Origin of the sequence: Chryseobacterium cucumeris (assembly GCF_016775705.1) — a bacterium.
In the GTDB taxonomy this organism is placed as follows: Bacteria; Bacteroidota; Bacteroidia; order Flavobacteriales; family Weeksellaceae; genus Chryseobacterium; species Chryseobacterium cupriresistens.
This window is the reverse complement of record NZ_CP068760.1, coordinates 14,871-27,910: the sequence shown is the minus strand read 5'-3', so window position 1 is coordinate 27,910 and position 13,040 is coordinate 14,871. Positions and strand designations below refer to the sequence as shown.

General features: G+C 37.2%; 14 protein-coding genes and 1 pseudogene. 11 read left to right on the top strand and 4 right to left on the bottom strand.

The features are described 5' to 3' along the window. The first annotated feature begins 68 nt into the window (after nt 1-68). The 8 genes from lpxD to JNG87_RS00110 all read left to right on the top strand — a co-directional run bounded on the left by lpxD (nt 69) and on the right by JNG87_RS00110 (nt 7,160). Entirely contained in the window at nt 69-1,100 is a 1,032-nt protein-coding gene (lpxD, locus tag JNG87_RS00145) for a UDP-3-O-(3-hydroxymyristoyl)glucosamine N-acyltransferase (RefSeq protein ID WP_110010004.1), read from the top strand. Then, nucleotides 1,093-2,490, top strand: coding sequence for a bifunctional UDP-3-O-[3-hydroxymyristoyl] N-acetylglucosamine deacetylase/3-hydroxyacyl-ACP dehydratase (locus JNG87_RS00140; RefSeq protein ID WP_110010003.1), 1,398 nt, complete (start codon nt 1,093-1,095; stop codon nt 2,488-2,490). The genes lpxD and JNG87_RS00140 overlap by 8 nt, the downstream gene beginning before the upstream one ends. Continuing rightward, entirely contained in the window at nt 2,491-3,285 is a 795-nt protein-coding gene (gene lpxA / locus JNG87_RS00135; RefSeq protein ID WP_076596575.1) for an acyl-ACP--UDP-N-acetylglucosamine O-acyltransferase, read from the top strand. Further along, nucleotides 3,285-3,956: a hypothetical protein gene (locus tag JNG87_RS00130; protein WP_137905072.1), complete on the top strand. Its 672-nt coding sequence runs from the start codon at nt 3,285-3,287 to the stop codon at nt 3,954-3,956. The genes lpxA and JNG87_RS00130 overlap by 1 nt, the downstream gene beginning before the upstream one ends. Before the next feature lie 17 nt (nt 3,957-3,973). After that, nucleotides 3,974-4,540, top strand: coding sequence for an elongation factor P (efp, locus tag JNG87_RS00125; protein ID WP_002977139.1), 567 nt, complete (start codon nt 3,974-3,976; stop codon nt 4,538-4,540). A 67-nt stretch (nt 4,541-4,607) separates the two neighbouring features. Next, a complete protein-coding gene (locus JNG87_RS00120; protein ID WP_202840993.1) occupies nt 4,608-5,510 on the top strand; it encodes an LpxD N-terminal domain-containing protein in 903 nt (300 codons plus the stop codon). Nucleotides 5,511-5,600: 90 nt separating this feature from the next. Continuing rightward, nucleotides 5,601-6,473, top strand: a complete 873-nt coding sequence (sucD, locus tag JNG87_RS00115; protein WP_002977143.1) for a succinate--CoA ligase subunit alpha — start codon at nt 5,601-5,603, stop codon at nt 6,471-6,473. Between the two features lie 15 nt (nt 6,474-6,488). Continuing rightward, nucleotides 6,489-7,160 (top strand): porin family protein, encoded by a 672-nt coding sequence (locus JNG87_RS00110; protein ID WP_202840991.1) that lies wholly within the window; start codon nt 6,489-6,491, stop codon nt 7,158-7,160. A 105-nt stretch (nt 7,161-7,265) separates the two neighbouring features. Here the strand turns inward: JNG87_RS00110 and JNG87_RS00105 are convergent, their stop codons facing one another. The 3 genes from JNG87_RS00105 to JNG87_RS00095 all read right to left on the bottom strand — a co-directional run bounded on the left by JNG87_RS00105 (nt 7,266) and on the right by JNG87_RS00095 (nt 9,952). Further along, a complete protein-coding gene (locus JNG87_RS00105; protein ID WP_202840989.1) occupies nt 7,266-8,576 on the bottom strand; it encodes an ABC transporter permease in 1,311 nt (436 codons plus the stop codon). Between the two features lie 4 nt (nt 8,577-8,580). Beyond that, on the bottom strand, nt 8,581-9,492 hold the full coding sequence (locus JNG87_RS00100) for an ABC transporter ATP-binding protein (RefSeq protein ID WP_202840987.1): 912 nt from the start codon (nt 9,490-9,492) through the stop codon (nt 8,581-8,583). A 109-nt stretch (nt 9,493-9,601) separates the two neighbouring features. After that, on the bottom strand, nt 9,602-9,952 hold the full coding sequence (locus JNG87_RS00095) for a T9SS type A sorting domain-containing protein (RefSeq protein WP_110009998.1): 351 nt from the start codon (nt 9,950-9,952) through the stop codon (nt 9,602-9,604). A gap of 118 nt (nt 9,953-10,070) precedes the next feature. Here JNG87_RS00095 and hemB point away from each other — a divergent pair, with 118 nt between their 5' ends. Further along, a complete protein-coding gene (gene hemB, locus JNG87_RS00090; protein WP_202840985.1) occupies nt 10,071-11,060 on the top strand; it encodes a porphobilinogen synthase in 990 nt (329 codons plus the stop codon). 77 nt (nt 11,061-11,137) lie between these two features. Here hemB and JNG87_RS00085 read toward each other — a convergent pair whose 3' ends face one another. Next, nucleotides 11,138-11,431: a TM2 domain-containing protein gene (locus JNG87_RS00085; protein ID WP_110009997.1), complete on the bottom strand. Its 294-nt coding sequence runs from the start codon at nt 11,429-11,431 to the stop codon at nt 11,138-11,140. 152 nt (nt 11,432-11,583) lie between these two features. Between JNG87_RS00085 and lptB the strand changes: the two are divergent. Then, a pseudogene (gene lptB / locus JNG87_RS00080) lies at nt 11,584-12,309 on the top strand (LPS export ABC transporter ATP-binding protein); the annotation flags it as partial. 387 nt (nt 12,310-12,696) lie between these two features. Next, complete coding sequence (locus tag JNG87_RS00075; protein WP_202840983.1) at nt 12,697-12,897, top strand: hypothetical protein; 201 nt, start codon at nt 12,697-12,699, stop codon at nt 12,895-12,897. The last annotated feature ends 143 nt before the right edge of the window (nt 12,898-13,040 follow it).

The following is a 13,040-nucleotide window of genomic DNA, read 5'->3' as shown; positions in this document are numbered from 1 at the left end:
ATATTAAAATTTACGATCTGAAACTAAAACATGTTTGCAAATTATAGAATTTCTTATCTTTGCAGAATATGGAATTTACAGCTTCGCAAATTGCAAGTTTTATTGACGGAAAAATAATAGGTGACGAGAATGCACTTATTACGGGAGTTTCACCAATTGAAAATGGGGAATCGGGACATCTTTCTTTTATAGCACAAGATCGGTTTTCTCATTTTTTGGATAGCTCAAAATGCTCTGTTATCATCGTTTCGGAAAAACTTCTGGAGAAAAATCATTATAACCCTACCTTAATCGTTGTAAAAGATGCCTATCTTTCTTTTCAGATTCTGATGAATTTATATCAGGAAATGCAGGGAAGAAAAGAAGGTATTGAGAACGGTTCATCTATTCATGATACCGCTGTCATAGGAGATAAAGCGTATATCGGGGCATTTACTTATGTTTCCGAGAAAGCTAAGATCGGGGAAGGATCACAGATCTATCCACATGTATATATAGGGAAAGGAGTGAAAATTGGTAAAAACTGTAAGATAGACAGTGGTGCCAGAATTTACGACTACTGTATTATTGGAGATAACTGTGTGATTCATTCCAACACGGTAATCGGAGGAGACGGTTTTGGTTTCCAGCCAACGGCTGAAGGCTTCAAGAAAATTCCGCAGCTTGGAAATGTAATCATTGAAGACGATGTAGAAATCGGGTCAAACTGTAGTATCGACAGAGCTACAATAGGTTCTACAATAATAGGTAAAGGGACCAAGATTGATAATCTGATTCAGATTGCCCACAACGTGAAAATTGGTCAGAACAACGTAATTGCTGCACAGGCAGGAATTGCAGGTTCCACCACTATCGGAGACTGGAATCAGATTGGTGGCCAGGTAGGTGTCGTAGGACATATCAAAATAGGAAACCAGGTGAAAATTCAGGCTCAGAGTGGAGTGAATTCCAGTGTTAATGACAGAGAAACTTTGTACGGTTCACCAGCAATCAGTTACAATGACTATTTAAGGAGTTATGTTCATTTCAGGAACTTACCTGGAATTGTAAATAGAATAAATAATCTTGAGAATAACTCAAAAGATAATACTAATGAGTGATATGCAAAAAACACTTCAGCAAGAGGTAACTCTTTCTGGAATTGGCCTTCATACAGGTAAAGAAGTAAAACTTACCATTAAACCTGCTAAAGAAAATACAGGTTTTGTATTTGTAAGAACAGACTTGGAGGGACATCCTCAGGTAGAAGCTGATGTAAATTATGTGGTAGCAACCGAAAGAGGAACTACATTAGAAAAATTAGGGGTAAAAATTACCACTTGCGAACATCTTCTGGCAGCCCTTGTTGGCTGTGATATTGATAACGCAATTTTAGAAATGGATGCCTCTGAACCACCAATTTTGGATGGATCCTCAAAATACTTTGTGGAAGCTATCGAAAGTGTGGGAGTAGCAGAACAAGCCATTGCAAGAGAATATCTTGTTGTAAAAGAGGTTCTTACCTACAGTGATCCGGCTACTGGTTCGGAAATCACAATCATTCCTTCGGATACTTACGAGGTAACTACTATGGTAGATTTTGGGACTAAAGTATTAGGTACTCAGAATGCTACTCTTAAAAATATTTCAGAATTTAAAGACGAAATCTCATCAGCAAGAACATTCAGCTTCCTGCATGAATTGGAAATGCTTTTAGATCATGGTTTGATCAAAGGTGGAGATATTTCCAATGCCATTGTATATGTAGATAAAGATCTTACTCCTGAAACTACAGAAAAATTAAAGAAAGCCTTTGGGAAAGATAATGTATCGATAAGACCCAACGGTATTCTTGACAATCTTAACTTAAACTATCCTAACGAAGCGGCGAGACACAAATTACTGGATGTAATCGGTGACCTTGCTTTGGCAGGAGTAAAAATAAAAGGTAAAGTTATTGCTAACAAACCGGGACACTTTGTGAATACTCAGTTTGCGAAAAAACTAAACCGCCAGTGGAAATTGCAGAAAAAGAAAAACGTTCCGGATTTTGACCTGACAAAAGAACCAGTATTCGATATCAACGGAATTATGAAGCTTATGCCTCACAGACCTCCGTTCTTATTGATCGATAAAGTTCTTGAACTTTCAGACTCTCACGTAGTAGGTTTGAAAAACGTAACCATGAACGAACCTTTCTTCGTGGGACACTTCCCTAAAGAACCTGTAATGCCTGGAGTTCTTCAGGTAGAAGCATTGGCACAGACAGGAGGAATTCTTGTATTGGCCAGCGTTCCGGATCCTGAAAACTATTCTACTTATTTCATCAAAATTGATAAGGTGAAATTCAAGAGAAAAGTAATTCCGGGAGATACACTTATATTCAAAATTGAATTGATAGAGCCTATCAGAAGAGGAATTGTTCATATGCAGGGGTATGGATATGTTGGAGATACTGTAGCAGTAGAAGCAGAGCTTATGGCTCAAGTTGCAAAAAATAAAGTTGATTAAATGATTCATCAATTAGCAGCCGTAGATAAACGTGCGAAAATCAGCAAAAATGTAATCGTAGAACCTTTCACTACCATTGCAGGGGATGTAGAAATTGGAGAAGGAACATGGATTGGTCCTAATGTAACCATTATGGATGGCGCAAGAATAGGAAAAAACTGTAGGATTTTTCCGGGTACTGTAATCTCTGCAATTCCTCAGGATCTGAAATTTGATGGTGAAGATACCCAGGTAATTATCGGTGATGATACAACAATCAGAGAATGTGTTACCGTAAACAGAGGGACAAAGGCTTTGGGATATACTAAAATAGGAGCGAACTGCCTTATTATGGCTACCTCGCATATTGCCCATGATTGTGTTATCGGAGATCACGTTATCATTGTAAACGGTTGTGGTATTGCAGGACATGTGGAGATTGGAGATTATACTGTAATGGGAGGTTTATCAGCAGTTCACCAATTCGGTAAAATCGGAAAACATGTCATGATTTCCGGAGGTACTCTGGTAAGAAAAGATATTCCGCCTTACGTAAAAGTTGCAAGAGAGCCTATGTCTTATGCCGGTATCAATTCTGTGGGTTTAAGAAGAAGAGGATTTACCAATGAGAAAATCTTTGAAATCCAGAAAATCTACAGAGCCATCTTCCAGATGAAGATGAACGTTTCACAGGCTATTTCCCATATTGAAAAAGAAATGCTTCCAACGGCTGAGAGAGATGAGATCTTACAGTTTATTCAAAACTCACCAAGAGGTATCGTAAAAGGATACGGAACCGGTAAAGAGAGTAACTGATGAAAAAATTGTCTTTCCTTTTTGTACTGGCGATTTCCCATTTTTATCTGTCCCAGAACCAGAGAATAACAGGTATGGAGTTCTATTACGGCTTCTCGGACTATAAAAAAGACAGCCTTGCTAAACCCAGTGTTTATGCAGAAGTAAAAAGTCAGAATGAAGATTACATCAAAATATCTCCATTCAGATATACAGATACGGATAAAAAAGCAAAGAAGGAGAATAGAGCATGGCTGATGAAATATCAGGATAATCTGTATTTTAGTATGACCTATGCAGCGTATATCTATTCTTTTGATACATTTGCAAGAGTCAATGTAATTGGGAAGAAATATTTTCTGGTCTATCTTGATGAAGTAAAAGATAAAAAAGCAATTTCATACAATAATCCTTATGGAGGAGGTTTGCTGGGAGGTGCTTTAAATGCAGGGCTGACTCCTAAGTTTGCATGGAAGGATAAAAAAGGAAATTCTTACAAGGTTCTTTTGATTGATATTGAAAAATCAAATAATACCTCTGATAAAAGAGATGTCAGCTTCGGATTGGTAGTAGATACAAAACTTATTGTGAAGCTCACAGATAATGATCCTGAAGTCATTTCAAAACTAAAGACCAATCAGTATTACTTAGAGGATATAATTGATTTGGTGAACAAAGAGAATAATAAATAAAAGAATATAATATATTAATGGCAACAAGTAACGATATCAGAAAAGGGCTATGCATCGAATATAGCAATGATATTTATAAAGTAATCGAGTTCCTTCACGTAAAACCGGGAAAAGGACCTGCTTTCGTAAGAACAAAATTAAAGTCAGTGACGAACGGTAAAGTAATTGATAATACTTTCTCTGCAGGACACAAAATTGATGAAGTAAAAGTAATCACCAGAAAATTCCAGTATCTGTATGATGATGAGAACGGATTCCACTTCATGAACAATGATGATTTCTCTCAGTTATACATCAACAAAGAAATGATTGAGAACTCTCAGTTTATGAAAGCGGGTGAAGAAGTGACTATCATTTTGAAAGAAGCTGATGAAACTCCACTTTCTGCTGAACTTCCACAATCCGTATACCTTGATGTTATCGAAGCTGATCCGGGTGTAAAAGGAAATACAGCAACCAATGCTCTTAAAAACGCAATCGTTGAAACAGGAGCAAGAGTAATGGTTCCTTTGTTCATTGAACCGGGAGACAGAATTAAAGTAAGCACTGAAGACGGCAGCTACTTAGAAAGAGTAAAAGAATAAATAAAATTTACATAAATTCGGTTTGCATCAGCACTCCGAATTTTGTTTTATAAGAAAATCTATTGTTATGAGATTCCATTCTCCGCAAAAGCTTAAAACCATTGCAGATTTAATAGGCTCTGCATTTGTAGGCCCTGAAGATTTCGAAGTATTGGGCACCAATGAAATTCACATGGTAAAACCAGGTGATATTGTTTTTGTGAATCACCCTAAATATTACGACAAAGCATTAAACTCTGCAGCTACTATTATTTTAATTGATAAAGAAGTAGATTGCCCGGAAGGCAAAGCGCTTTTGGTTTCTGATGATCCTTTCAGAGACTTTAATAAAATCAATACCCATTTTACCAGAATCTATAATTTCACGGAAGAATTACACGATGTTGAAATAGGAGAGGGAACAAAAATCCATTCTTCGGCAGTAATCGGGAACAACGTGAAAATCGGGAAAAATACCTTAATCTTTCCTAATGTTGTCATTGGTGACCGTACGGAAATCGGAGATAACGTAATTATTCAGTCCAACACCGTTTTAGGAGGTGATGCATTTTATTACAGAAAATTAAACGGAAATTTTGACCGTCTGATTTCTGTTGGAAATGTTGTTATTGAAAACAATGTGGAGATTGGAAACGGCTGTACCATTGACAGAGGAGTTACAGACTCTACCATCATTGGGGAAGGCTCCGTTTTGGATAACCAGATTCAGATCGGACATGATACCATTATCGGAAAAAAATGTCTGATTGCTTCTCAGGTTGGAATTGCAGGATGCTGTATCATCGGTGATGAAGTGACATTATGGGGACAGGTAGGAATCGCTTCCGGAAACAAAATTGAGTCGGGATCTGTACTTTTGGGAAAAACCGGCGTCAACAGAGATCTTGAAAAAGGAACCTATATCGGGATGTTTGCAGAAGATTTTAAAACTTATCTGAAAAAAGAAGTAAAACTGAGAAATCTCAAATAAACAATTCCAAAGGTTTTATCCAAAATCAAAGAAATTTGAGTAAATTTGTGAGCATTAATAAAATAATAAATAAATTAAAACAACAATAAAATGTCAATTTTAGTAAACAAAGATTCTAAAGTAATTGTACAAGGATTTACAGGGAACGAAGGAACTTTCCACGCTGGTCAGATGATTGAATACGGAACAAACGTAGTAGGTGGTGTTACTCCGGGAAAAGGAGGTAGCGAGCACCTGGGAAAGCCGGTATTTAATACAGTAGCTGACGCTGTTGAAAAAGCAGGAGCAAACGTAAGTATCATTTTCGTACCACCGGCATTCGCAGCAGACGCTATCATGGAAGCTGCTGAAGCAGGGATCAAAGTAATTGTATGTATTACTGAAGGTATTCCTGTAGCTGATATGGTAAAAGTAAAATCTTATATCGCTGACAGAGACTGCAGATTAATCGGACCAAACTGCCCTGGAATCATTACTTCTGAAGAAGCTAAAATTGGTATTATGCCAGGTTTCGTTTTCAAAAAAGGAAAAGTAGGTATCGTTTCAAAATCAGGAACGCTTACTTATGAAGCTGCTGACCAGGTAGTAAGAGCAGGCTACGGTATCTCTACTGCAATCGGTATCGGTGGTGACCCAATCATCGGAACAACGACAAGAGAAGCATTAGAGCTATTCATCAACGATCCTGAAACTGAAGCTGTTGTAATGATCGGTGAAATCGGTGGAGGTCTTGAAGCTGAAGCTGCAAGATGGTACAAAGCAAGCGGATCTACTAAGCCAGTTGTAGGTTTCATCGCCGGACAGACTGCTCCAAAAGGAAGAACAATGGGACACGCAGGTGCTATCGTAGGTGGTGCTGAAGATACAGCTCAGGCAAAAATGGAAATCATGAGAGAAAACGGTATCAACGTTGTTGATTCTCCTGCTGATATTGGTGCTACTGTAGCTAAGATTCTAGGATAATATAAAACCCAGCATATGAAAAAACTTTTATTAGCCTCAGCTTTAATGCTTTCTGCTTTATCATTTGCTCAAGTGCAGTGGAAAAGTACAAGATTTGGAGTGACAGGAGGTTTAAACTACTCCAGAGTATCTAACGCCCATAATCCTTCAGGCCCAAGATACACTTTCCAGGCTGGAGCTTTGGCATTGATTCCCGTAGGAAAGGCAAACCAATTCTTTATTCAACCTGAAGTTCTGTATTATGGTGCAGGAGAAACAGGAAAAGATAAAGATGCTAAAGGGGTAAGTGGTTATGACGCATTATATGCTAATAACTACCTGAGTGTGCCTCTTTATTTCAAAGGATATTTTTCTGAAGCAGAATCAGAATTCTTTGGATTGATAGGACCTAGATTTAACTTCTTGCTGAGCCAGAACGTTAAAGACGCTCCTGTAAGCAGACCTTATTATGATCCCGATGTTACTGATCCTAACCAGCCGGCAGGCGTAAACGGTAAGGCGAACAGTTTTAACTGGGGACTTGGTCTGGGCGTAGGATATAGCTACAAAAGACAACTTGAAGTAGCGGTAAAATATGACTTAGGCCTAAGCGATACTTATCCTGGTCTTGCTAAAGAAACCAAAGGTACTGATAAGAAAAAATCAGAACAGGTAATTGCACTTACTTTAAGCTATATATTCAAATAGAATATTTCAGAATATAAAAAATCCCGGAAACGCAGTTTCCGGGATTTTTATTTTATATCAGTTGGCAAATCAATCAGCGTTTTCAGCTTTTCCGTTATTTAGCCATTACCCTTTAATCCACTTCCAAAGCTCTTTTAATGTAGCTTTATTTCCATACATTAAAATTCCTACACGATAGATTTTGCCGGCAAGGAAGATCATGAAAATAGTGGTTACCAGCAATAATGTAATAGACAATGCAATCTGCCATGCAGGAACTCCAAACGGAATTCTCGCAATCATAGCAACCGGTGAAGTAAACGGGATGATGGATAACCAGAAGCCTAAAGGACCTTCCGGATTGTTCATCAATGTAAAGCTTCCATACATACCTAATGTCAGCGGTAAAATAGCAAATAAAGTAAACTGCTGGGTTTCTGTTTCGTTATCCACTGCAGACCCAATGGCTGCATAAATAGAACTATAGAAGATATATCCTAAAAGGAAAAATACGATGAATACAAAAATGATGAGCGGGAAGTTCAACTCCAGCAGGCTGTGAGAAATCTGGGTAGCAAGCTGTCCCATATCCAGTTTACTTGCCATCTCCTCATTTCCCCCCGGAATATTCTTCTGAAGAGGAGAGAACCCTGTATTGAGTACCAATGCACCAATAACAGACATGGTAATCCAGATCAGAAACTGGGTCAGTGCAACCATGGTTACTCCCAGAATTTTACCCATCATCAGTTCAAAAGGTTTTACAGAAGAAATAATGATCTCTACAACACGGTTGTTTTTTTCTTCAAGTACACTTCTCATCACCCTTACCCCGTAAATAATGATGAACATAAAAGTAACATACATCAGTACCATACTCAATCCGGATTTCACCCCGAAAACAAGATCCGAGTCCTCTTTGTTATTATCCGTAACGTTGATGGTTTTTAAGCTGAAGTTTTTATCAAGATCGTTTAATTGAGTTTCCTGAATACCCAGCTGCTTGATCTTTTCTTTTCGGACAACATTACTGATATCAGATACAATTCTCTGTTTTGTGTCAAACCCGATTTTACTGTTGATAATCAGTCTGGTTTCCTTTTCAAGCTCATCAAAATTCTGGTTTTTCAGCTGTGGAAGAATCAGGATGCCATCGAGAGATTCATTCCCTTTTAGATTGTTAATCTTGGACTTTTCATCCGCTGCAGAAACAAAAACATAGCTTAATTTATCATTTGATTGAAGCTGATTGGTAAACAAGCCGCTCTTATCAACCACTTCTATGATACTATGCGATTCATTCGCCTTAAACATTAGCCCTACCACTGCTCCGAAAGCAATAATCAGGACAGGGGCAAGCAGAGTCAATATGATAAAGGATTTTTTCTTAACCTGGGTAAGAAACTCTCTCTTGGTAATTAAAAAAATATTATTCATAAAATTAAGAATGGTTACTTACAGCATTAATAAACACTTCATTCATACTTGGTATTCTTTCGTCGAATGATCTCACTTTACCTACCTGTACAAGATCAAGAAGAACATTATTCTGGCTCTGCTCATTTTTCAGGTCAAAAGAAACAAGATTATTTTCATTGGATAAATTGAAGATCTCATATTTGTTTCTGAAATTTTCAAACTGATCATTGCTTACTTCAGAAAGCGTAATCCCAAAAATATTTTTCTTGAATTTTTCCCTTACGTCAAAAACCCTTCCGTCAATAATCTTCTTTGAATTGTTGATCAACGCAACATAATCACACATTTCCTCCACACTTTCCATTCTGTGGGTAGAAAGAATGATGGTCGTTCCGTTATTTTTAAGGTCAATGATCTGATCTTTAATTAAGTTGGCATTCACCGGATCAAAACCTGAAAACGGCTCATCAAGAATTAAAAGATGAGGCCTGTGAAGAACAGTAACTACAAACTGGATTTTTTGAGCCATTCCTTTAGAAAGTTCAGAAAGCTTTTTCTTCCACCATTGGTCGATGTTCAGCTTTTCAAACCATTTTTTGGCTTCATTCAAGGCATCACTTTTTTTCATGCCTTTCAGTTCCCCGAAATAGAGAATCTGGTCACCAACCGTCATGTTTTTGTACAGTCCTCTTTCTTCAGGCATATAGCCAATATCTTTAATATGACCTGGATTAAGCTTTTGGCCATTGATATGGATTTCTCCGGAATCTGCCTGAGTAATTTGGTTAATGATACGGATAAAAGAAGTCTTTCCGGCTCCGTTAGGACCTAAAAGGCCATAAATACTGCCTTTCGGGACATGGATGCTGAAATCATCCAGGGCGACCTTTTTTCCGGCATTATAGGTCTTTTTAATATGTTCAGCTTTTAGCATTAAATCGTTTCTTTTTACTATTAGTATGAAAAAGTCCCGAAAGTTACGGAAATATTAAAACAGAATTAATGTAAAAAGAAAAAATCCTGATGATTATCAGGATTTTAATTTATTGTTTCACGATTTGAGTAACTTTCTGTGTGTTGTCACTTAAAATATATCGGATCATATATTTTCCGGGCTTTAATTTTTCAATATTAATCTCTCCGGAATTCATATTCACCGTATAATTAGCGACCTGCATACCCAAAATTGAATAAAAAGTCACGCTTTTGATTCTTAAAGAAGAATCTTTTGCCTTAATAATAAGGAAATCCTTTGCAGGATTTGGATAGGCAAGCAGTACGCCGTCATCCGCCTTTTGAGTGGTGGAACCCGGCTCTCTAAGCTGAGCTTTGAAATTGTTGGAAAAACCAACAAAAGTGCCTACAAATAGAAATAAAAGTAAAAGTTTTTTCATCAAATTTATAATTTCTCGAATATATATAACAAATGTAATACATTCTGCAATTTCGTACAATAGTTTTTTGCAGAACTTATATTAAATTTGTAGAAACTTATTCAAAAAGTATTCCAAAATGATACATTCAAGAAATAGAAGACTTAGAGTTAATGAATCTATCAGAAGTCTGGTAAGAGAAAATGTGCTTACAACTGATGATTTTGTAATGCCGATCTTCGTAATGGAGGGCGAAAACAAGCAGGAGGCAATCCCGTCTATGCCGGGAATTTTCAGGCGGAGTATAGATTTAACAGTGAAGGAATGTAAGGAATTATTTTCTTTGGGGGTAAAAGCTGTCAATTTGTACATGAAAGTGTCAGAACATCTGAAAGACAATACAGGAAAAGAAGCCTGGAACAAAGACGGATTGATGCAGAATACGATCAAAGCCATTAAAGATGCCGTTCCGGGAATGATTGTGATGCCCGATGTAGCCTTAGATCCTTATTCAATCTACGGACACGATGGAATTATTGAAAACGGAAAAGTTGTAAATGATGCTACCAATGATGCACTGGCAAGAATGTCGGTATCTCATGCAGAAGCAGGAGCCGATCTTGTAGCACCAAGTGATATGATGGATGGCAGAGTAATGGTCATTCGTGAAGCTTTGGAAGAAAGCGGATTTACAGATGTAGGAATTGTAAGTTATGCTGCCAAATATGCAAGTTCTTTCTATGGCCCTTTCAGAAGTGCTTTAGACAGTGCTCCGAAAGATGATATGGAAATTCCGAAAGATAAAAAAACATATCAGATGGATTTCCACAACTCACGCGAAGCCTTGAATGAAGTATTTAAAGATATAGATGAAGGAGCCGATGTAATCATGATTAAACCGGGACTTCCTTACCTCGATATTGTTTCCAAAGTACGTGAAGCCATCGATCTTCCGATTGCAGTATACAATGTAAGCGGAGAATATGCCATGGTAAAAGCAGCGGCTCAAAACGGCTGGCTGGATAATGACAAAACGATCATTGAAAGCTTGACCTGTTTCAAGAGAGCTGGTGCAGATATGATTTTTACTTATTTTGCAAAAGAAGCAGCTATTCTTTTACATAAATAATGATTAAGTTCATTCAGATAAAAAAGAGACTACTCAATCGGTAGTCTCTTTTTATTTCTAACGAAGTAATAATAATTTTACAACCATCCTTTTTTCCCATACACATACGTATCATCGAATTGTTTATCGCTCATAAAAAGATATAAAATACCTTCGATAAAAGGAATAACAGAGGCAGCTCCTAATGTAACAACATTCAGGACAAGCTGAATAATTCCCTCCTTCGTATATCCAAGATAAAATTTATTTAAAGCCAGCCATCCCACAAGAATTCCCAATATAGCAGCAGGGATTTTCTTTTCTGAACGGTAGGGAACATTGCTTTGCTGGTTTTGCACATTTTCTGTTTTTGTATAACCGTAATTTTCCATTTCTTACTATTTATAATTGATTGATGTTTTACGATAAGTAGATTAAAGTAGTGAAAAGTTACAATAGGTTGTAAATGAATAAGTTTGCGTTTAACGTAAACAAGTTGATATTAACCTATAAGTGAAGTTTATATTTTTGATATATTTGCCCTATGATTTTACGAGGAGAAAACTTAATCAAGGAATACGGTCCTAAAAAAGTTGTAAAAGGCGTTTCTGTACAGGTTCAACAGGGAGAAATTGTTGGTTTGCTGGGTCCGAACGGGGCAGGAAAAACCACATCGTTTTATATGATTGTAGGGTTGGTTAAGCCTACTTCAGGAAAAATTTTCTTAGACAAGCAGGAGATTACTACCGATGCTATGTACCGAAGAGCCCAGAAGGGAATCGGGTATCTTGCTCAGGAAGCCTCGGTTTTCAGAAAACTATCTGTAGAGGAAAATATCATGGGCGTATTACAGCTGACCAAGCTTTCAAAACGTGAACAGCAGATCAAATGTGATGAACTGATTGAAGAGTTTTCTTTACAGCATGTTCGTAAAAACAGAGGAGATCTTCTTTCCGGGGGAGAAAGACGTAGAACCGAGATTGCACGCTGTCTTGCCACAAGCCCGAACTTCATTCTTCTGGATGAGCCTTTTGCAGGGGTAGACCCGATTGCCGTAGAAGATATTCAGAAAATCGTAAGAAGTCTTGTTGATAAAAATATCGGAATTCTGATTACCGACCACAACGTACAGCAAACCCTGGCGATTACCAATAAAACCTATATTATGTTTGAAGGAAAGATCCTTAAAGAAGGACTTCCGGAAGATCTTGCCAATGATCCACAGGTAAGAGAAGCCTATCTGGGTGAAAACTTCGTGTATCAAAGTATTTTAGATAAACCTAAAAAGAAGAAATACGCTTACAATATCTGGGCTGGTAATTTTGATTCAAAATCACAGCTGCAGGGATTTGTGAATGAAAATTTCAGTCAGTTTGATGATCTTAGATTGTTACATGGCTTTGAAGAAGTCAGCTTTGCAACCTTAGCGAACTCTGAAATTGAACATATTTTCAATGATGTAGTGGATAAGAACGCTAACAATTCATTTGTTTTACAGAAGAAGGAAATCAATTCCCACTATTCTTTAGAACAGGCAGAAGCAGAGTCTAAAGAAGCCAGCAGAAAAGAGCTGCATTATCTTACAACTTATGTATTTGAAGGATAAATGGATGATCTTTATAGATATGAAGATTTTCAAGTAGGAACCAAAGTTTATTTGGATAATGAATATGGTATTATAGTGGATGTACAGTTCCATAAAAGTTCAACCGTAATCCGCTGGGATACATCTGTTGAAAATGATTTTGAAGATTGGTTAGGAATGTGGGGGCCTTTTGTACAAATGGGAGGGAAGATAATTGATCCAAACTACCAATTCAAATACATTAATGACGATGGTACATTGAAAGATTTTTAAATAAATCCTAGATGACCAGTTAATAATAATTCGTACCTTTTTCTTTTGAAAGCGGTACGTTTTTCATTTAAAATGATTTCTATGGCTAAACCTTTTAACAGAACTGTCACCTTATTCGGAATCTATAAACAGCTTGTCCCGTT